Here is a 20,519-nt window from a genome sequence, read left to right on the forward strand (position 1 = left end):
CCCGCGGAGCGGGTTCCTTCGGGCTGCGCCCGAAGCAAGCGAACCACCGCGCTGCGCGCGGTGGTTGCGCTCCCGCTCTGCGGGAGCCTGACAGTCGGCTGCGCCGACTGCACAACCTGGCCGCTGCGCGGCCAGGTTGACGGTCCGGGAGCTGCGCTCCCGGATCTGCGGGTCCGCTGCGCTCCCCCTCCTCGCCGGTCCTTCCGGCTGCGCCTCCAGGACTTCAGGGCCCGCTGACGCGGGCCTCGCTGGCTATAGGGGCCGGGCTTTGGGTGACGGTTCGTCAGCGGAGCCACGCAGGGGTGGTGTGTTGTGTCTCGCCGACCAGTGGCGGGTGCTTCCCTTCTAGAAAAGTTTTGGTGATTCCGGAGATTTCTCTGTTGCCTCCACTCCGAGCTGGCAGGTGCGGCGGTTAACGGCGCGTCACATGACCCGTCTGCGCCGGTGTTGCATTGGACTCATTTTGTTGATTTGTGGGATACGTCAGAGGGTGGTGTGGCCTCCTGACAGAGTGGATATGCCTACGTTCGGGTGTGGTGTGGCTCTGGAGGGCAAATGAGTGCCGAGGCTTTCGGCTCTATGGCTCTGTTGTTCAGTGAAGCGGCAGGACGTATCCGTGTCTCGGTCTCGGGGCTTCCTGAGGGCACGCATGTGCTGTCGGTGCCTGTACGGCGTGGGGGGGGGGGGGGGCAAACCGCCCGCCCCGCAATCGCCAAGGGCTGCTGCGTACCCAGGAAGTCGATCTGGTGACCGCTCGGGTGCAGCAGGCCTACGAGCCGCCTGAGGGTCTGGATAGCCGGCACTTGGTCTGGGTGTTGTCTGCGAAGCAGCGGCGCTCTTGGTCCACGGTGGTATCTCGTTTCGGCGACAGGGCGTGGGATGTAGCCCTGTCGCTGGTGCGGTGCGGAGGTGTGGTCCTGCGTTGCGCGGTTGACGACGACCTGGAGCTCGCCGGTCCGTTGGCATGGCGTCTGTCTCATTCGTGGGCTTTGCAGGCGGATGAGTTGCTGCAGGATCTGCGCGGGTGGCGGGATCCCGACGAGGTGCGCAAGGAGCTGCTTGCGCTGATGGCGCCGGTGCCGGAGTTGGAGCACGAGCAGGCGTTGTTGGATGCCTGTCCGGCCGGTTCGGCGCTGAGGGTGCCTCAGGGAAGCGCGGTCGGGACTGAGGCTTGGTCTGCCTATGAGGCTGCGGTGCGTGCGGCTGCGGTGTGGTGGCCAGTGCACCGGAATGAAGAGCGGTTGTCTGCGAAGGAGTTGGCCGGTCTTGCGTTGAGTGGGTCGAAGAAGTGGACTCCTGCGCGGCAGACGGCGTTCGAGAACCTGGTCGGCATGAGTTTTGACCTGGCGCTCGATGAGGCTGATGTGGATATCCGGGTGCGGGGGCCTTTGCGGTGGCGGGTCGGTTCGGTTGCTGCGGATGCTGCGGTGGCTAAACCGTGGATTGCTCTGCCTGCTGGGGCTCTGCGGCTGGTGGGAGAAGTCGAGCATGGCGGGTGCGGGGTCTTTCTGGTGGAGAACTCCGAGACCTTTGAGCGCGTGTGTGGGATCCCGGAGATCACGTCGCAGTGGCTGTGCATCTGGGGCAAGGGGTACGTGACCAACAAGCTGATTGCCTTGCTGGAGTGGATGCGTCCGGAGCGGCTGGCCATCTGGGGAGACCTGGATGCTGACGGGATTGCCATCATCGATGACTTGTCCCGGCGGTTGGGCCGCAAGGTGCATGCGGTGGGGATGGAAGTGGAGATGTGGCGCGCTGGCCCTTACCGGGAGCAGGAACCCGATCAGTATCCGAAGGCCCGTGAGTTGGCGGCGCGGATGGCGGCGGAGGGTCCGGTGGAGTTGCGGGTGCTGGCTGCGGAGATCGCGGTCACGGGTGAGTCGTGTGAGCAGGAGCCGTTGCACAGGAAGGTGCTTCCTCGCCTGGTAGGGCTGTTGGAGGCGGTGCCGGCCGATGGATGAGCAGCTCGCGTTCGGGGATGGTGATCGGGAGGATCTGGCGGCGGCTGTTCAGTTGGCCAACTGGCGGGCGTTCATGGCTCCCGTTGCTGAGGATGCTGGTGCTGTGGCGCAGCATCCGGAGGTGGCGCGGGTGGCGCTTGCGATCTTGAAGGTGTTTGCCGAGCATGCCGGGGCGCATGGCCTTTCGAAGGCTGACGTCGTGCGGGCGTTGCAGGGCAATGCGCAGGGTTGGTCGGAGGAGCTGATCGACCGTCGGTTGGCTGTCCTGATTCGGCTGGGATTTCTTGAGCCGTATCTTCTGAAGTCTCATCAGGACCGGTATGTGGTGCGGCCTGCTGGGCTGGCGGGTGCTTTGGCGGCTGAACGGCTGGCGGAGCACGGGGGCGTTGATGAGTTGATCTTGCTGCTGGATCGGGCGAGGGCCGTGTTCGACCGCAGCAATCCCGATCCGGAGGCGGCTCTGGACTATCTGGTGTCGTGCCGGAACGCGTTGCAGGTGTTCGCGTTGGATCTGCAGCGGCAGATCGCTACCGGCACGACAGCCGAGTTGATGGAGTCGCAACGGCAGCATGATCATCAGGGGTTCACGCGCCAGGTGAAGGAACTGAACCAGCTGGTCACGGACCGGTTCAGTGGCGACTGGGCGCTCGAGGAGGCTGGTTCGGCTCTGATCGAGGCGGAGCAGTTCTATCGTCTGCAGGTCATGGCTGCTGCGGACAGAGTGCTCGAGCAGGGCGGTGGCAGTCTGAACTTTGACGTGCTGACCGTGGGGGAGTACGACCACGCCGCGGTCAAGGGTGACGTCGAGCTACTGTCGCAGGTGGGTACGGCGTTGGTGGCTGATGTGCCGGCGGTGTGGATTGAGCCGGCTCAGCTGATGGAGACGGTGGAGGGCTTCGCTCCCCGCTCTCGGGCACGCGTACGGCCCCTCGTGGTCGAAGATGAGGGCGAGGATGAGGATGATCCTTTGGAGTGGGCCGAAGCGGCGCACGCGCATCTGCAGGAGCGGCGTCGACTGCTGGCCGATGAGCTGTTGACAGTCGACGAGGAAGTGGATCTCACGCAGGCGCTGTATACGGCGGGGTGGCCTGCTGCGGCGTCGATCATCAGCGATGTGCTGGCGCTGAGTGACGATCCTGACGAGCCCTACGCGGTCGTCGTGGAGGACGTCGTGCTGGCCGATCCGGAGGCCTCTGTCACCTATCTGCATCCCTTGCGCCTTCGGCGCCAGGAGGCCGGTGAGAGGGGCGCGGATGGCTTCTGAACAGGGCGCCGTCAGCGGGGCGGATGAGGAAAGAGCGTTCCAAGCAGCGCTGCTTCTGGGGCGGTTGCGGGCTGCTGGCGTGACGTCGGCTGGGACGTCCGCTCCCGTAGCGGCTGCGGCCGCGGCTGCAGCCGCCCGGATCGGGCGCCGTGTGATCCGCGTGCACGGGGCGGGCGGTGCGGCCGATGTGCTGGTCTTGGGGTGGGACGGTGAGACGGCCCCGGCTGCCGGCAGCCTGACGACGGGAGGGCGGCTGGGTCTGTCGCCGGTTCCGACCCTGGTGTGGGCGGTCTGCCTGCGCGCGGCGTGGCCGCGGCCTGAGCGCTCGCCGTACCCGGGCGGACCGTTCAGGCGTGCCGACATTGTGTCGCTGTGTTCTCAGCTGGGCGCGGATGGCGAAGCGGTGAAGCAGGCGGTCGACCGGACCCTGCCGGAGGCCGGCCTGATCGCTGTGGACGGGGATGAGTTGCGGCTGGGGGCGGCTGTTGCGGCGTTGCCTGCTGTGGTGGTGGAGGGCCTGCGCCGCGGGCACCATCTCCTGCCGGCTCCCCTGGCGGATGCGCGGGCGGGTGATGGGGAGCCGACGTCGGTGGTACCGCCGCATGAGGTGCCGGCCGATACCGAGCCGACGCACGAGATGTCCGATTGGTATGTGCTGCGGTCCGCCATCGCCACGCTGGAGACGGCGCGCAGGCCGGTGCCCCGGGGTGAGCTGCCGATGCTGGCGGACCCGGCGATGCGGGCCGCGGTGGAGCGGGCCTTGCTGCCGTGCGGGCGGCAGCTGCGGCAGACGGCGGACGGCAATTGGATCACCGGGTTTTGTGATCCGCTCGCCGATGCGCTGGTGGCCGAGGGGGTTGGGACCCTCGCCGCGGTGGACCGGGCGGTGCTGGCCTTGGTCCTCTTGCACACGGTGGCGATTCCGAGGGCTCAGGGGCGGCACCGGCACAACCGCTGGACGGGGGAAGCCCACACCGTCACCCTGGCAGAGCTCGCCTCCAACCGGCGGATCTCCAAGGCCGCGATGAGAGCCGCGCTGCGCAGACTGCGGGCAGCGGGCATGGTCGCGGAGACCACCACGGGCCGCTATCTCCCCGGCCCCGCCTTGGACCGCATGAGCGAGGCCCGCAGCAACCTGCTCTGGGAGGATCTGATCCTGGTCGGTCGGCCGGACGGGCAGTTGGCCGCCGCTATCCGGCGGCGGCGTGGCCTCGATGCGCCTCCTGGCGAGTTGCCCGATGGACCGACAGAGACGGACCGCATGTGAGTCAGCAGATCCAAAGTGCACGTGGCAAGCGTGGGGTGATCGGCACCCGTCAGCTGGTCGCTGTCCAGACGTTCTCCATTGCCCGTCTGACCTCCCACCCGGTAGCCATCGTCCCCGGTACCTTCGTCGCGGTGACCGGGCGGGGGCCGAAGGACTCCAATGAGTCGGGCAAGACCAGCTTCCTGGCCGCCCTGGCCCTGTTGCTAGGGGATCCGGAATGGCGCATGACGGGCGGCGGCTCCGTACACGCGCCCAAGCTGCTGTTCGAGCCCGTCACGGCCGGTGCGTCACCGGAGGTGAACGAGGCCGCATCGGTGGGCTATGTCGTGGGTGTCTTCGCCGAACCCGAGGATCCGGGGGGTAGTGCGCACACCGTGTGGCTGCAGATATCGACCAAGTCGCCGCACATCGAGGTACGGCATGAGGAAGGGGTGCACCTGCTGCTCAGCGGAGACGATCGGAGCCAGCACGAGCTGGCTCCGGAGTTCTTCCGCGCGCTCGGCGGGAAGCTCCTGGGCGCCACGGACTACGCGGAAGTCCTCTATGGCCGCGCCCCGCGTCTGCTCGCCTACATCATCAGCCGCGGCGGCATGCGGTCGCGGCCCTCCTTGCTGAAACTGGATGCGGGCACCTTCACTCCCGTGCAGATCGGGGAGGCGCTGCTCGATCTCACCGGCAAGGCCGGCATGCTCGCCAACGACGTACAGGCCCGCAAGAAGCTGGCCGAGACGCAGAAGAACCTGGCTGACAAGCTGGCCGATGCCGAGAAGTCCTGGCGCGAAGAGGAGATCATCCTTCACTCTGTCGACACCCGGGAGCGGGCCCGGGTGGAAACGGGCCGCGCTCACCACTTCTGGCGCCTGGCATCGGCGCGTGCCGCCCTTGATGCCGTCGTCTACGAGCGCCGTATCAGCAGCAGCCTCGCCCGCGTCGAGGCTGATCTGGAAGCGCTGGCTGGGCAGCATGATGCGGTGCAGGGCCAGCTCACCGAGGCCCGTGACATTAACCAGCTTCAGCACACGGCCCGTTCCGCGCAGGTGCGCAGCGACGGGCTCCAGCGGGAGGTGGAGGAAGCCAGCGAGAAGCTGGGACAGCTCCGAGGCGACCTGGAACGGGCGCAGAAGGATCAGCGCCAGGCGCGGCAACAGGCCGAGGACTATGCCGGCCCCTCCCCCACCGAGCTCGCCGACCACGTCCGCGATCAGGAGGCGCGCCAGCTTCAGGTGAACGCGGAACTCCTGCTGGCCGAGGATCGTGTACGTGCCGTGGAGCGTGAGCTCGCCGAGGCCCGGGAGGGGCGCACTGGACAGGCGGGCGCGGTGCTGCGGGCCCTGGAGGGGGCCTCATCCCACCGGGCGGTGGGACTGATGGCGACCACCCGGATCCATCCTGACGCGCGGCCCTTGTGGGAGGCACGCCTGGCGCCGTGGAGAGAGGCAGTGTGTGTCGCCTCCGATGCTCTGGAGGACGCCACCCAGGCGGTGAGCGGTCTGCCCGGGACCATCCTCATCTGCGGGCCTACCAGTGAACCGGCGGCCGGTCCCGGCGTCCCGGACGGCTTGCCCGAGGGAATCCTGGACGCCGACCGGCTGGCGGCGCCGTTCCTGCATGCCCTGGCCGATGCCACCGAAGTGGCGGTTCCTCCGCATGCCTGGCTGTCTGGGCTGGGCGTTCGCGTCATCGGAGGCTTCGACAAGCCGATCGCCGGCCAGGAGGACATCTGCGCCCACCTGGAAGGGCAGCTGGACCAGGCCCGATCCCAGCACTCCACGCTGGAGACCCGTGCCGGTCTGCACCTGCGCCGGATCACCGAACTGCGCCGCGACATCGAACGGGCCGAGGCCCAAGAGCTCGTACGGCAGCTCGGACCCAAGGTCCGCGAGCTGGAGGAGGCCCTCGCCCAGCACACTGCCGCGCTGCCCGGGCTGCGGACGTCGGCCAAAGAGGCCAGTGATGCGGCGTATGAGGCCCAGACGGCGTTTCGCACCGCCAAGGACCGCGCTCAGAAGCTCGTGGACGTGCTGCGGAAGGTGAAGGACGACAGGGCTCAGGCGCAGCGCAGGAAGGGCAAGCTGGAGGAGCTCCGCAGGACGCCGGGCACCGACCGGGCACGGATGATCTGGACGGGCTCTGAGGAAGAGGCATTGGAGGAGCTCAACTGGAGCTGCCTGCCCGACGATGATCCCGGTGCGGAGCCGGCGGATGGCATCGGCGCTTATGCCGTTGTGCCGCGGGACGCGGAGCGCCCGGCCGAGGTCCGCACCAGTGCGGATCTTCGCAGCGAGAGCCGGTCGCGTCTGGCGGCCGCGCTGACGAGGCTCGCCGCGGACACGGCGACCACCGGTGTGGCCACCGTGGAAATCGCCGACGCGCTGCGTCACCACGAGGCACACACCGATGATCCGCACGACAGAATCTTCCGGAGCTCGCTGACTGCGCTGAAGACGTGGCTTGATGAGTACCAGGAGCGGGATGCAGGGGCTCGGGAGCAAGTGGAGGCCAAGCGGCGGGAGCGAAAGGACGAGCGGAGCTACCTCCAGGACCTCGTCCAGGAGTCACGTCAGGCCCTCGCCGAAACCCAGGAGTCCATCAAGGAACGGGTGCACAGTGCGCTCAAGCGCATCAGCGACCAGCTCAACCTGCTGCACAGCAAGGAGGGGTACGCAGCTGACTTGGTCTATAACGTCAGCGAGCCGGAGAGCGCCGAGGGGCAGTGGATCTGCCATGTCGTGCCCCGGTGGCAGCGCAATCCCGGCGGCTCCTTGCTGGCCTATGATGCGCCCACCAACACCGCCCAGGAGAAGCTGTTCTCCATCCATCTCGTCCTCGCTGCCTTGCTGGCCGCGCCCGACGCGAGAGGCCGCGTCCTCATCCTCGACGAACTCGGTGACTCACTCGGCGCGGAGCACCGTCGTGAGGTGATCGCCGCGTTGCGTGATGCCGCGCGGGAGCACGGCATCACCGTGTTGGCCACCTGCCAGGATGGTCTGATGGCGGACGTGGGGCCTATGTGTGGCCAGATCCTGCAGTTCCGCTACTACTCGAAATCCGACCCGCTGAACCGGCCCACTGCCATGTTCGGGTTTGACGCCAACCGGCGCCGTATCAAGCTAACCCTGGACCATCTCGTCGCAAGCCGGTCCTGACCGGTGTGTGCTCGCTGGCTGAGCGGTGCCGGCCCCGGCTGTGGCACGGGAAAGCTGCAGCCTTCGAAGCAGCCTGGGAATCCACAAAAGGCGGCTGACGAGTGCGTGCGCCTGGTGCGAGCGGCTTGCTGGGCGCGCTACGGAGCTTGTGTCTGAGTCAGTTGCTGTGCGCCAAGCGGGGCCGGCCGTTCCTGGGAGGTCGGCGGTCGTAGCCTGTCCTTCCTGGCGCCCTTGCTGCGGCAGGAAGCCTGCCTCATCCGTCCTCATCAGGTTTCAGCCCCGTCTGCCGAGCGATTCGCTCCAGTTGTGGCGTCCAGGGTTTGTCAGGCATCAGATCGTTGAATGCTTCCACCCCGAAGTAGAGCAGCATGAACGCCACGAATGGGGACAACTCGTTGGGGTTTGGTGCCTTCCCGTAGCGAGGACTGTCGTAGAGGCGAACAGCTTCGTCGGAGCTGTCGTCGAAGAAGGCGCGAGCCGCAGCGATCCCAGAGTGGGACAACTGAGTCTCGCTAGTCCAGATCTCCAGCAGGCCGTTGCCAAGGCGCCCCAGAAGCTTGCCCGTCGCGGCGAATTCATTGGCAGAGTTGGACGGGACCACCGCCGCTGCGACGGCATCCGCCGCCGCTGCCACCTCCCTGTCGTACGTGAACACGTCGCCTGCGTCCACGGCCTTCCGCAGCCTTCCGTGCGTGTACTGGAAGGCTTTGTTCATGGAGTCGGCCGCGTCCTCGCCGTCACGGGCCAGCCATTGAAGCTGCGCCATGTACTCGATCATCAGACGACGGTTGGGGGCGGCCTCATGCCCAAGTCCATGACGATGCAGGAGCACAACGGCACACGCCTGGCGGTGCAGCGCCGCCACGAGCCCCCACCCGATGACAAAGGGTCGGTGCTCAGACTCCGCAGGAGCGTATTGCCCGACATCTTGTTTCAGCAGCTCAGTGAGGCCTTGCAGGCCCTGGGTCGCCCGCTCGTTGCGCTGCTCAGGAGAGAGATCCACAGAACAACCATCCCGCAATCCACGGGCACAACGCATCAAGATAGAGGGCCTGCAGTCAGTCACTGCGCTCGGACGTCGGCCACCGCAGATGCAGACCTTGCGTCACTGTCTGGCCATTCAAGGGCGGAGCACTGCGAGCCGTCCACCCGGGGCGGCGGCTTCCTGGTGCACCGCACTGATTCCGGGCTCTCGGCCCGGTCCGTGCCAGCAGAGTCCCCGCCGTTCGGGTGAGCGCCGAATCCGGCTTGCAGCACGGGCTGCCCGAACGAGCAGGGCTATGGGAGGGCTGCGGGCGGAGTGGCTTCGTCGGTCCAGTCGCCGTCGAACAGGGCCGCCACCAAGGCCGCACGCTCAGTGGGGAGTTGCCCGGCTCGGTGCTTGGTGCGGGTTTTGGCAAGCCACGGACCGATCCTGACCTGCTCACCGTCGACGGTGATGTCCTCACGGGCAGTGGGGGCCCGGCGCTCGCGATGCAGAAAGAGCTCGAGGATCTGTACAGTCTGGGCGAAGGTGCGGCGAGAGCGAGGGGCCGCTGCAAGTGGGTGGGTCTCGGGGGTAAGGCCGAGGTCCGTCATCAGGTGCCGCTGGCCGGTGGCAAGTGTGGTCCACTGGGAGAGCTGGCGGTGCAGCCAGCTGCCGATCTTCACGGATCCGAGGACGGCGTCGCGATGAAGGGCCGCTAGATCGTTCCCAGCAGCCAGATGAGCGCGCAGCAGGTGAAATTTGCGGTGCCAATCCGGGCCGAACGGCAGCTGCCAGTCGGAGTCGATGGCCGCGAGGTCGGCTGCACGCTGCGGTTCGAGCTGGCTCCTGGCGGCCAGTTGGCGCTGCTCGGCGAGCCAGGCCCCGACGGGCGTGGTGGTGGGCGCGGCGAGATGGCCGTGGTTGCGGTGGTAGTCGGCGGCGGCGGCAAGGCGGGCGCGCCAGGCTGCGTCGTGTTTGTCCCAGATCATGCCGAGGGCATCGAGTTCGGCGATCCAGTCCTCCTCGAGGCGGCCGGCGGCGCGGGCCTCGCGTGTGGTGGTGATGAAGGCGCCCAGGTCGTAGCCGACGGGGTCGAGGTGGTCGGTGGGGACGTCGAGGTGGCCGTGAGTGTTGTGGAAGGCCTGCGCGGCAGCCAGGCCCCGGCGGCGGGAGCGGCTGAGGGAGCCGCGGGGGTTGAAGGCGATGAGGTCCATGGCCTGGGCGATGCGTTCGGGGTGGAGGGTGAAGTCGAAGTGCCAGCGGTGCTGGATGATGCGGCTGGTCTCGGCCGTCAGGCGGTTGGTCTTCGTGGGCAGGCGTTCGAGGATGCGGTAGTCGTGGCTGGCGAGGGCTGCGCTGATGGCCCAGACAGGCTCGTAGGGGGTGCCGAGGATGTCTTCAGGGTCTGCGCCCGGCGGGATGTAGACGGGGACGACGAGGTTGGCGGTCTTGCCGCTGACGTCCAGGCGCAGGGCCCTGCCCAGGCCCTGGACGCAGCGGACGATGCTGCTGGTGGGGTCGGCGAAGACGACGGCGTCGACGCTGGGGATGTCGACACCTTCGGCGATCACCTTGGCGTTGGCCAGGACGGCCCTCTTAGAGGCGGCGAAACGGGCGAAGAGCGCGGTGCGTTCTTCGGGTGTGTGGTCGCCGTGGACGAAGAAGGTGTCCGGGTCCAGGCCAGGGAAGGTGTCGGGCTGGGCGTGGCGCAGGCGCCGCAGGGTGTGGCCGAGTTCGGTGGCGAACCGTCTGGCGTCTTCGACCAGGTGGAAGAAGATCAGCACTCTGCGCAGGGAGTGCTGGGCCATGGCGTTGAGGACGGCGAGGTGCAGCGCGCTGGTGCGCAGTGCGTCCGTGGCGTCGGTGGTGGCGGGCTGGTTGAGGCGGGTGCGCAGTTCGGCGTCGGTGATCGTGGGGACGACGATGCGGTAGTCCGCGGCCACCCCGTCGGCGATGGCCTGCGCAAGGGGGTACTCGAAGACCTTTTTGCCGTAGACGGCTTCGTTGTCCATCGAGTTCTCCGCCGTGCCGGGGTCGGACGGTGGGCTGATGCGGCCTGTGCGGGCCGGGGCTGCGGAGCCGGTGAGGTCGGGTGCGGCGAAACTGCGGGGGGTGGCGGTCATGTAGAGGCGCCGGTCCGCGAGGATGCGCCGGCTGTCGTTGGCGATGGCCCACTTCTTGTCCGGCCGGCCGGCGATGCGGTGGGCCTCGTCCATGACCGCCAGGTCGAACGGAGGTACCGGGTAGCGGGCGTGCTGGGTTGCCTCGATCTTGTCGAGCGAGTCGTAGGTGCAGATCACAGTGAGGGCGGGCAGTTGGTCGGGCTCCTCCCCCACGACCGACATCAAAGCGGCCAGGGACTGGGCGCTGCCGGTCGATCCGATGCGGTGGGCGGCAAGGCCGCCGTGGGCGGAGGTGTCCATGGAGGACACGATCACCATGTGCTCCAGGTGGCCGTCGCGGCGCCAGGCGAGGGCTGTCTGGGCGGCCAGGTCGAGGGTGGGGACGACGACCAGGACCAGGCGTGCGTCGAGAGCGTCGGCGGCCCGGATGGACACCAGTGTCTTGCCGGTGCCCGTCGCCGAGACGTACAGAGCCCGGCTGCGTGGCCGCCGCAGATGGCGCACGACCGCGTCGAGCCCCCGCTTCTGGTGCGGGAAGAGGCTGATGCGTTCGAGATCCTGTGGAGTGGATCTGGTCATGGCGATGGGCGGTCCGTGTTCTGATGCGGTTGCTATAGGCAGCCGCTTAGTCGGCCGCAGCGGGTGCGGTGGGCGTGCTATTCGTCTGTGTGGGCAGGGACGCGGTGGGGGCGGCGGTCTGCTGGGCGAGCTTTCGGTAGCCGGTGGCCGTGATGGTGTGCCAGGACAGGTAGAAGCCGGCAGTCAAGAGCAGGCCCAGGACTGTGATCAGGACAAGGAGCGGCGTGCGGTGCTCTATGTCGTAACGAAGGAGGGCCAAGTCGCTGGCAACGGTGAGTAGGGCGGTGTTGAGGGTCCAGCCGCGGCAGATCCTCATTCGGGAGCGGGCATAGTCAGCCAGCGCAAGCAGGGCGGGCTCGGCGCTCAGGGAGAGGCGAGCCTGGGCATAGAGGCTGTCGGAGGGAAAGGAGGTTTTGCGCAGGCGTCGGCGGATGGGGGCGAGGGTTCTGTCGGCAGCGCGGTCAGCGAGTATGCCCAGCGCATAGGCAGCAGCAAGGCATACTGCAGCGGCTGGCGTTGAGCCTGCTACTGGGGCTGCCTTGGCTGCGGTCTGCGGTCCCGCGGCCGCCACGGCCAGCAAAGCCAGGCCGGAGAGGAAACCGATGCCCACAACCAGCACTTCCACGAACATGGCTGTGGCAGCGGCGAGGGCGGGGGGCTGAGGTTGTGCTGCGCTCACCGGCGCACTCTCCAAATCCGGGCCATGTCGTCGAGCCACCGGTCTTCCAAGCTGCCCTCCCAGGTCTCCTGTAGGTCGTAGCGGGCGTTGGCCAGCCGTTCAAATATGATCAGGCTCTCAGGTTGGCTGACAAGCAGGTAGCGGCCGTGCTCGAGGAACTGTTCACTGGCCGGTCCATACTCCTCATAGAGGCGTTCGAGGCGGGGACGTTGCTCTTCGGCGAACTCCACCAGCCGGTCGGCATAGCCTGGCTCGTCTCCGATGGAGTCGAGGAGCACGTCGACGACGTCTTGTGACAGCTCCCGGTCGTAGGGGTGGAGGCTGAAGGTCTGGTAGATGCGCTCGGCCTCGGCGAGGAGACGGTTGTTACGGCTGAAGTCGGGGTGCTCGTCCAACGCTTTGACCCCCCGTTCGACCTCCGAGTCGTACAGCTCTACTAGGGCGATCAAACGGTACAGCGAGCGTCTGACATCGGAGGGGATGTCGGTGGTGACCCCTGGCTTGTACATCAGCGAGTGCGACATGCGCGCCCATACGTCTGCGGCTTCGGTGCGGATCTGCACTTCGCACTCGTAGGGCACGCCGTCTGGGTCCATCTCTTCCCCGCGAGGGCGGATTTGAACGTGGAGGCGGGGGTACTCGAGACGATCTTCAGCCCCGGGCTTCTTGCGGTCGTCTTCGACGCGGACGACGGTGAAATTGCTGGTGACCATGTCCAGCGCGCGGTCCAGGAGTGAGGAGTATGGAACCACTATCCGGATGCCCGCTTTGTCTGTTATCTCCTTCCAAGGGTCGGTGTAGGGCTTGTGGTGGGCCTTCTTGATGAAGCTGCTGACCTCTTTCGCCCGCGGGGAGATCTGGCAGTTCAGGTGTAGGCGGGCGGCCCGGCGGCGCATGTAGGCAGCGGTCAGCTCGGCCATCGCCTCGATACGGGGGCGCTCTTGGCGGTAGCGGTGGTACGCCTCAGTGACGGTCAGCGGCACTGTCATCGAAGACAGACTCGGCCTGCGCGGCCTCGCCAGTGGGGCGGTCGCCGCTACGGCGCGCCTTGCCCTGGCCGAAGCTGCGGGTCGAGGTCATGACGCCGGTCACGGTCAGACGCATCCGGCCGTCCTGCAGGTCGGCAAACTGAACCGTTCCGTGATCCACGGCCTCGAGCGGGGAGACGAGAAACGCACCGTTGTCGAACTCAACGCGCATTTTGCGCAGCTTCGGCTCTACCAACTCGAGGTCCTTGTCGAACGTCTGCTCGGGCAGCTCGTTCTCCCGGAGGAACTCCGCGAAGTCGTCCCGATGCGGCGGCTGCAGGTGCGTCTTGATGAAGGCGTCCGGGTCGAGTACCGGCGTCGGGCTCTGCAGTTCGACGAGCAGCGCCATCAGATAGGCGATCCGAGTGTCGGCATCGGAGAACCGTGAGTTGATCCACTCCACGGCCGCGTCGTGGAAGCGGAGGGTGACCTCACGGGGCTCGTTCTTGAGCTGGCATCCGAGGAACTTCTCCCGGAAGAACTTGGCCAGGGCCTTGCCCGTCATCTGCTTGTCGGCGGCCCAGCCCTCCATAGGGTCCTCGCTGAGGCCGGCAACGGAGAACAAGGCGATCTTGTAGACCCTGGATGCCTCCGTAAGCAGCAGGTTCGCAAAGTACTGGACATCGAAGGTACGCAGGCCTTCGTCCGTGACGATCTCCGTAGCCTGCATCCCGGTCTCGCGTTCCAGCTTGACCATCAGCAGCGTCTTGAAGCCGTCGAGCTTCGCGGCAGCCACCAGCAGCAACCCGTCGGAACTCGTGCCGGGCTGGCTGGTATGCAGCAGCTGCGCGATCTCCTTCGAAGTCTCCACGAGATCCGACCGGCCCTCGAGATAGGCGCGGACCTGGTCCGGCAGTACCGCCTTGAGCTCGGGGTCGACCACCACCTCACGGCCACGGTTGACGAGGACGTCACTCAGCTTGAGCTGCAGCTCAGCGCGGACGGTATGCGTCAGGCCGCAGACTGCATCGCTCAGCTGAACCTTGGCAGGCATGGGGCCGGACTTCATCCTGCGCGGGATCGCGTGCACGATCGCCTGCTCGATAACCAGATCCGCAAAATCTGACCGCATTCGGCCCCCGCCCGCAATGTTCCAAAATGGTTCGCCGTCGTGAATCACCAGGCCGTCCGTGCGACCCTCGCCCTCGCTCTCCATCCCCTGATGGAGAGCCATGGGTTTTGCAGAGGAATAGCACCTTGTCGCCGGCACCCCCGGAAAACCTGCGCTCATCGTATCGGAACGTAATCGTCAGGATACCGAGGACCGAACAGATCGACGACAGCTACTCCCGCCGACCGTATCAGCCCAGAGTGTTGGCAGCAGAGTACGGGGACCACGGTGACGATTCGCAAGGGCCGCCGTCGGGCGGGTCCCGGCGCTGCGCGGGGAGACAGGGGCCTGCTTCAGTACGAGCGTGCGCGGGGCCCGTAATCGGGAGGCGGCCATCCCTTCTTGTACGCATCGATCGTGCGCCGGGTATGGGGAGGGGGATGAGGGCAGCCCTGCATGAGGTCGGGCTCTCGCATCGCCCAGGACAGGGCGTAATGGGCGGGACTGAAGGGCCAGATCGTTTTCGGCGGCTTCGCCGGGGCGCGTGAGCCCTTGCGCCGCTTGGGGCGGGGTGGCTGGGGCGGGCGTAGTCTGCAGCTTTCAGCGAAGTCCGTCAGGCCGGGCAGGCCGGTGCTGCCCAGCGGGTCGGTGAACAGTGCACCGCCGGTTCCGGAGGTCAGTCGCCATGTAAAGGTGGCGGCCAGTAGCAGGGGGCGTGCCCATGAGGGGACGTGGTGGGTCATGCAGCCCTGGCGTAGTCCGTCGTCGTGGAGGGTGAGGGTGGAGGCGTCCGGGGCGAGGTCGCGGACGTGGGCGGTGGCCAGTTGCGTGACGGAGGCCGCGGTGAAGACGGCGGTGGCCAGCTCGGCCGCCAGGTGGGGATGGGCGCTGGCGCGGTGCAGTCGGTGGGCGACCTCGGCCTCGGTGAGGGCCGGCAGGACGGGTGCGAAGAAGTCCCGGTCTTCGGCCATGGGCGCCCTGCACTGGCAGGGGCGGGTGGCCGAGTCGAAGGCGTTGAGCGTGGTCAGGGCGGGCAGGTTGAGCCACCGGTTGGCCAACGGCCTGCGCGTGGCGGGCTCCGGTGGCGTAGCGGTGGGCGGTTCTGCCGCGGGTAGGAGGGCGGTCGCCTCCGCTACATGGTAGGCAACGCCGACCAGGGCTCGCTCGACGGGCGCGGGAACGTACCGGCTGTGGCAGACCAGCGCCAGCCGGAGACCGGTGCGGTGACGCAGCTGCAGCAGGGCCCCGAGGCGGTGAGGAGTGAGGAAGTGAGCGCGCAGGAGCATCAGGTGGCTGGTGCGGGTAGCGAGGATCCAGGCCGCCGCCAGTGTCCAGGCGGGGGCCGTGTCGAGCTGGCGGTAGCCGGGTACGGGTACGGGCTTGTCCAGGGCGGCGAGGATGTCGTAGGCCAGGGTGAGACTGGAGTCGGTGCCGGGAGTGGGGTGGACGGTGAGTCTTCCGGCTTCGGGGGCGTGTACGGCCAGGGCGGCGCGAGTGTGGACCAGGTCGTCGCCAGGATCGAGGATGACGGTGTCCGGAGGCGGGTTGTCGCAGCTGAGCATGGTCAGACGGCCTGCCGTGTGGAGAGTTTGCTGTAGGCCCAGCGCAGCAGTTCCTCATCCACCCGTTTGCGGCCGGTCTCCTTCAGGCCGGTCACCAGGTGGTGGGTGATCTTCGCCCAGGCCCGGAAGTTTCCGTGCGCGGCCTCCTGGTCGCAGACCGCGATCAGGTCGGGGTCCGCCTCTGCCCACACAGGGTGGAAGGCGGGGATGACGGTGAGGATCTCGTCCAGGGGCATGCGGCCGATCTCCTGCCAGGCATAGACCCGGGATTCGAGCATCGGCTCGCTCTGCAGCATCTCGAAGCAGCCGTTACCGCCAGTGAAGACGATGGTGAGGTCGGATGCGGTGTCGTCCCACAGGTAGCGCAGGTACTCGAAGCACAGCTTCGACAGCCACTGCGCCTCATCACACACCAGCACACGCGGCTCCTCCAGCGCTCCACGCAGCATGCGGTCGAACTCGATCGCATGTGACGGCGGCCGGCCCGGCAGGCCGAGGGCGTGGAACAGTTCGTGGCGCAGGTCCCGGGTGGAGGGGCGGGCGCGGAACTGGATCCGGCGCGTCAGTGTCGGTGCGAGCTCGCGCAGGGAGGCGTTAACCGCGAAGGACTTCCCGTTGCCTGCCTGCCCGTAGATGCAGATCATCGCCTTCGCCTCGATCGCGGCCCGGATGTTCTCCCGCGCCGTGAGCAGGGCCCGCGTGGAGACGATCTGGGCGCCGGGCAGGCGCATGAAGTGGTCATCCCGCTCTCCGGGCAGACGCCCCTTGCGTTCGGCAGTAGCCATCCGGTGTCACTCCTCGGTCTGCGAAGCGGGGGCGATGACGTCTGTGTCATCCGGCGCCGGGGGGTGCGGCGCGGTATCCGGGTGTGGCCGGATGGCGGAGGCGGGGCGGGGACGGGTCCAGCCTGCGGGCGGGTCCCGGGGCGGGATCAGGTCCGGCAGCGCGCGGGCCGCCAGATCGGTTGCCTTCGCGCGGGCGACCTCCGCCTGGGCCTGCTGACCGGTGACCGCGTGCCGCGGACGAGGAACATCCGGTGTGGTCGTGGCCGTGTAGCGGGTGCGGCGCAGCTTCTCCGCCGCCTTCAAGTCGGCCTTCAGTGCGCGGGCCTTCTTCTCCCTGACCGCGCTGAGCTCTCTGCGCTGCTCGAGCGTCGCCTCCTCGGCCAGGTAGGCGGTCCCCAGATGACGGTCCGGATGCTCGGCCGAGAAGACCTCGATCTGGCCGTCGTAGTGCGGCAGATAGCGCAGCCGCACGCGTGTATCAACGTGGCCGACCATCCACGGCGCGATGTAGAAACGGCGCCGCCACCTGACCCCGCTCGTCGAGATTTTCCGCACCCTGCCGTCGTCCTCCAGGGCAAAGAACGCCAGTTGCTCTTCGGATACGTCCTCGACCGGGGTCGAATCCGCTTCCCACGCCGCCAGCGGGGTCAGCCCCGAGGCGAGGCCCGAGGGCCGGTGCCCGGTGTTCCACCAGCGAACCCAGCCCAGCAGCGCTTCAACGAAGTCCGCGAAGGACAGCAGGTCACCCACCTCGTCGAGGCGATGCACACCCACAGGCCGGGCGCGGCGGGTGTAACCCGGAAGCGAGACCAGGAACATCTCCTCCACCGCACCGTTCAGCGCCTCGATGGTGCCCTTGCGGTAAGGGGTATACGCCGGCAGGTCCACCACCGGCACCGCGAAACCGCCCAACGCCCGCGCGACCGTACGGCAAAGGAACTCTTTGCCCCGGTCCACCCGCACCCTGCCGGGCAGACCACCGAACGGCCCGTAAGGCCCAGCACGGCTGATCCCCGTCCGCAACGCCGCCAGCACCGCATCCCGGGCCGGCTCATGCGGAGTGACCGCCACCCCCACGATCACCTTCGTCGCCACATCGACGAACCACGTCACCCACGGACACACCGACTGCCCCTCGACGTCCACCCGCGCCGGGATCCGTTTGTGATCACCCTCCCAGCAGGCATTCCGGTACATCGGCGGGCGTTTACCGAACACGTCATGACGCCGGCGGCCTGCCTCGCCCGACCGCAACCCCGCCCGCTCCCCCGCCGACAGATCCCGCACGACCGCACGGTGGAGAACCGAAAGAGACGGGACCGGATCCGGTGAAGGGGCCTTCGCCGCACGGGCGACGAACTCCCGGTGCACCGCAGAGACGTTCCCACCCCACAGCGCGAGAAGGTCCCGGATCTCCCGCGTCACAGTGAACCGCGGACGCGGACGCGGCCCTGTCCTGCCCTCACGACGCGCCGCCGCCAGCCAGTTCCAAACTGTGCGCTCCGAGACACCCACCGCCGACGCCACCAACCGCACATGCGCCGTACTCAGTTCATCCCTGCCCTCCAGAGCAAGCAACCGACTCACAGCGACCTCACGGCTCACTCCAGCCGGAACCACCGCATCACAGGAGCCAGAACCCTCCTCTGCGTCCACCAGCCCACCCCTCTGACACGCCGTACCCGCCAGACGCAGACTGGCCCCGCCAAGAGACACACGAGCAGACACGCCGCACGACATCACTCCAAGAAGTGACATCCACGCGATACAGACACACCCCGAAGCCCTCTACCGCTATAGACCCGGCGTCAGAACTACCCACACTTCAGCAGACCTCTTCAGTCCCAGATCGGCGTGATGCCTTCAGCAGACGCCCAACTCACCCACACCACCAGGCAATCCCGGCCACTGAAAACAAACCACCGACCACTGAAAACTAGAAGCCGACCATCACTTCGACCACATGGTCCGGCTCGGCGGGGTCCACTCCCCGCAGTCGATCGAGGTCCGCTTCGGCACCAGCCGGGCCGGGGCCGTCGACAGCGCTGAGCGGCGGGGCTCGTCGAAAAGGGGCGTTGCCGGCCTCCCGGTGCGGCTTCTCGTACGTGTTCGATGTCCTCTGTGCCCGCGACGGTGGCCGCCGACAGGAGGTGATCGTCACCGGCGCCATCTCTTCAGCGGCATCGTGTCCGGCTCTGTTGTCCCTGGCCGGGTCCGCCCACGCCCCACAGTTCGCGGACCTGCCTGCCGGGCCAGAAGGATGTGCGGTGCGGGATGCGGCCGGGGGGGGGGGGGGGGGGGGGGGCCGGGGGGGGGGGGGGGGGGGGGGGGGGGGGGGGGGGGGGGGGGTCCGCCCCCCCCCCCCCCCCCCCGGGCCGGCGTACGGATGGGCTGACCGGCCGGAGAGGGTGTGCCGGGTTCAGCAGAGGGTGGTCGCCACCGTGGTGTCGGGCAGGTAGGCCGGCTGTCGACCGCGAGTGAAGTGACCGTTGAGGAAGAGCTCTGCCTTGGTGTCGCTGATCGTGAAGGTGTAGCGTCCGTGCGGCCGCTTCTCACAGGAGAAGCGGAAGCGGTCCCTCGACTCGGCCACCTCGTAGTACCAGTCCGCCTTCTCAGAGAAGGAGCCCGCGCGCACGAGCTTTCCTCCCGGGCCGCGGATCTGGAACTTCCCGCTCATCACGCACCCACTGCGGTTCCATCCGATGACGGCGCCCTCCCAGCACTCGAACCGCAAGTAGCCGTGCGGTCCCGAGGCGGAGTCGATGCAGCTCTTCCAGCGGACCGAGGTATAGCGGTCGGAGCTGTAGGAGTCCATTCCGGCGCACTGCGGCGTGGTCTCGTCGGCGTGGGGAACGGGGTCCGTCCCGGTCTCCTCGACCGGGTCTGCCTCCGGCTCCCTTTCGGGCTCGCGGGAGGGCCTCTTGATGATGCTGTTCAGCAACTTCAAATCATTGGCCACCCACTCCTCTCTCGTCTTCTCCAACGACGACGTGAGGTCCGGATTCTCCGCGGACGGCCGGGCGTCGCCTTCCGCGCCGCCGACCAGGACGACAGGCGGCAGGTCCTGCGAGGGAGTGTTCGCCTCGTCGGCGGCTGCGGGGTAGGCGCCGGTGAGCACGGCGAGCACGGCTGCGAGAGTCACCGCCGTACCCCGGGGGGCAAGACGCACAGTTGGCTTTCCTTTCGTCAGCTCCGGGGCGGGCAACACCCCAGAGCAGAGAGACATCGTTCTAGGAACGACCAGCGCCGTCCGCCGTAACGGCACGTCGGCCGGCCGCCCGTACCCTCGGGGCCCCGGGTGGGCTGCCTGGGCATGAGGGTGTCGCAGCGGGCCGCCCCCGCCGCCCTGTGTCTGCCGATCCGCCGTACAAGACGTGGGAGGAAAGTGCCGCCGTCCCGGCGGAGGCCGCGGCGGCTGATGGCCGCCCGGGAGGGGCAGCTGACTGCGGCCGCACGCCCCCGTCAGCGGCCGGGCTCTGTCCACAGGGCCGCAGTTCGAGCATCGGGTCCGAGGCCGCCGCGATCAGCGGGGCGGCCCGTACGAAGGAGCCGACATGCCCGACACCACGCCACTCGCCCCGATGACCCCGCACGCGGCCATCAGCGCCTTCAACTACCTCCGGGCCGTCCAGGCCGACGACATCGACGCCGCCCGCGAGTTCACCGGCGCGGAACCGCGGATGCCCGAGCTGCTCGCCGACGTCGCCACCCGGATCGTCGTCCCGGTCACCGCGCTGCCCGGCGCGGACGCGGGCGAGCCGTGCGAGGACACCTTCGCGCTGGAGGCCCTCGGGCGCGTCTTCGTGACCTCGCTGCGAATCTGGTCCGAGACCGGACCGGGCGCGGCGGAGGGCATCGCCCGCGCGGTCATCGACTTCGCGCAGCAGTTCCTCACCGACGGCCACGAGGACGTCGCCGTCACCCTGCGGCAGCTGGAGGCCGTCGGGGTAGGCCAGACCCTCGATGCGCACCCCGCACCGACCGGTACGCACCCAGCGCGCCTGACCGTCCTCTAGTACTGCAACGGTGTTTGCTGTGACTGATGGCCAGGTCGGTCGTTGGTGTGGTCATGGGTGGGGACCTTGCTGGTGTCAGGTTGTGGGCGGG

14 protein-coding genes are annotated in these 20,519 nt (G+C 68.0%); 5 read left to right on the forward strand and 9 right to left on the reverse strand.

The features are described 5' to 3' along the window. Positions 1-746: 746 nt before the first annotated feature. The 4 genes from AC069R_RS33465 (at position 747) to AC069R_RS33480 (ending at position 7,638) form a co-directional block, all read left to right on the forward strand. A complete protein-coding gene (locus AC069R_RS33465; protein WP_478770468.1) occupies positions 747-1,961 on the forward strand; it encodes a Wadjet anti-phage system protein JetD domain-containing protein in 1,215 nt (404 codons plus the stop codon). Next, positions 1,954-3,225 (forward strand): hypothetical protein, encoded by a 1,272-nt coding sequence (locus AC069R_RS33470; protein WP_478770469.1) that lies wholly within the window; start codon positions 1,954-1,956, stop codon positions 3,223-3,225. Before AC069R_RS33465 ends, AC069R_RS33470 begins: the two co-directional genes overlap by 8 nt. A gap of 151 nt (positions 3,226-3,376) precedes the next feature. Then, a complete protein-coding gene (locus AC069R_RS33475) occupies positions 3,377-4,492 on the forward strand; it encodes a hypothetical protein (protein WP_355154573.1) in 1,116 nt (371 codons plus the stop codon). Next, on the forward strand, positions 4,489-7,638 hold the full coding sequence (locus AC069R_RS33480) for a coiled-coil domain-containing protein (RefSeq protein WP_478770470.1): 3,150 nt from the start codon (positions 4,489-4,491) through the stop codon (positions 7,636-7,638). The genes AC069R_RS33475 and AC069R_RS33480 overlap by 4 nt, the downstream gene beginning before the upstream one ends. Before the next feature lie 253 nt (positions 7,639-7,891). Here the strand turns inward: AC069R_RS33480 and AC069R_RS33485 are convergent, their stop codons facing one another. The 9 genes from AC069R_RS33485 to AC069R_RS33525 all read right to left on the reverse strand — a co-directional run bounded on the left by AC069R_RS33485 (position 7,892) and on the right by AC069R_RS33525 (position 19,539). After that, positions 7,892-8,641 carry a DUF5677 domain-containing protein gene (locus AC069R_RS33485; RefSeq protein ID WP_478770471.1) on the reverse strand — a complete coding sequence of 250 codons (750 nt, stop codon included), beginning with the start codon at positions 8,639-8,641 and terminating at the stop codon, positions 7,892-7,894. 275 nt (positions 8,642-8,916) lie between these two features. Beyond that, positions 8,917-11,307: a DEAD/DEAH box helicase gene (locus AC069R_RS33490; protein ID WP_355154569.1), complete on the reverse strand. Its 2,391-nt coding sequence runs from the start codon at positions 11,305-11,307 to the stop codon at positions 8,917-8,919. 46 nt (positions 11,308-11,353) lie between these two features. After that, positions 11,354-11,986, reverse strand: a complete 633-nt coding sequence (locus AC069R_RS33495) for a hypothetical protein (protein ID WP_388864173.1) — start codon at positions 11,984-11,986, stop codon at positions 11,354-11,356. Continuing rightward, the gene (locus AC069R_RS33500) at positions 11,983-12,975 is read right to left on the reverse strand and encodes a hypothetical protein (RefSeq protein ID WP_355154567.1); all 993 of its coding nucleotides are present in this window, start codon (positions 12,973-12,975) and stop codon (positions 11,983-11,985) included. The genes AC069R_RS33495 and AC069R_RS33500 overlap by 4 nt, the downstream gene beginning before the upstream one ends. Then, complete coding sequence (locus tag AC069R_RS33505; protein ID WP_355154566.1) at positions 12,950-14,188, reverse strand: nucleoid-associated protein; 1,239 nt, start codon at positions 14,186-14,188, stop codon at positions 12,950-12,952. The genes AC069R_RS33500 and AC069R_RS33505 overlap by 26 nt, the downstream gene beginning before the upstream one ends. Positions 14,189-14,418: 230 nt before the next feature. Next, positions 14,419-15,627, reverse strand: coding sequence for a hypothetical protein (locus AC069R_RS33510; RefSeq protein ID WP_478770472.1), 1,209 nt, complete (start codon positions 15,625-15,627; stop codon positions 14,419-14,421). Positions 15,628-15,629: 2 nt separating this feature from the next. Beyond that, positions 15,630-16,412: an AAA family ATPase gene (locus AC069R_RS33515; RefSeq protein ID WP_135067627.1), complete on the reverse strand. Its 783-nt coding sequence runs from the start codon at positions 16,410-16,412 to the stop codon at positions 15,630-15,632. A gap of 6 nt (positions 16,413-16,418) precedes the next feature. After that, positions 16,419-17,699: a transposase gene (locus AC069R_RS33520; protein ID WP_478770473.1), complete on the reverse strand. Its 1,281-nt coding sequence runs from the start codon at positions 17,697-17,699 to the stop codon at positions 16,419-16,421. Positions 17,700-18,831: 1,132 nt separating this feature from the next. Further along, on the reverse strand, positions 18,832-19,539 hold the full coding sequence (locus tag AC069R_RS33525) for a hypothetical protein (protein ID WP_478770474.1): 708 nt from the start codon (positions 19,537-19,539) through the stop codon (positions 18,832-18,834). Between the two features lie 427 nt (positions 19,540-19,966). Here AC069R_RS33525 and AC069R_RS33530 point away from each other — a divergent pair, with 427 nt between their 5' ends. After that, on the forward strand, positions 19,967-20,428 hold the full coding sequence (locus AC069R_RS33530; protein WP_478770475.1) for a hypothetical protein: 462 nt from the start codon (positions 19,967-19,969) through the stop codon (positions 20,426-20,428). Positions 20,429-20,519: the final 91 nt, after the last annotated feature.

Source organism: Streptomyces sp. NPDC043952 (genome assembly GCF_056435325.1).

Coding starts and splice junctions, on each gene's coding strand:
- AC069R_RS33470 (WP_478770469.1), top strand. CDS start 1,954: ATGGATGAGCAGCTCGCGTTCGGGGATGGTGATCGGGAGGATCTGGCG.
- AC069R_RS33515 (WP_135067627.1), bottom strand. CDS start 16,412: ATGGCTACTGCCGAACGCAAGGGGCGTCTGCCCGGAGAGCGGGATGAC.
- AC069R_RS33505 (WP_355154566.1), bottom strand. CDS start 14,188: ATGGCTCTCCATCAGGGGATGGAGAGCGAGGGCGAGGGTCGCACGGAC.
- AC069R_RS33490 (WP_355154569.1), bottom strand. CDS start 11,307: ATGACCAGATCCACTCCACAGGATCTCGAACGCATCAGCCTCTTCCCG.
- AC069R_RS33530 (WP_478770475.1), top strand. CDS start 19,967: ATGCCCGACACCACGCCACTCGCCCCGATGACCCCGCACGCGGCCATC.
- AC069R_RS33500 (WP_355154567.1), bottom strand. CDS start 12,975: ATGACAGTGCCGCTGACCGTCACTGAGGCGTACCACCGCTACCGCCAA.
- AC069R_RS33510 (WP_478770472.1), bottom strand. CDS start 15,627: ATGCTCAGCTGCGACAACCCGCCTCCGGACACCGTCATCCTCGATCCT.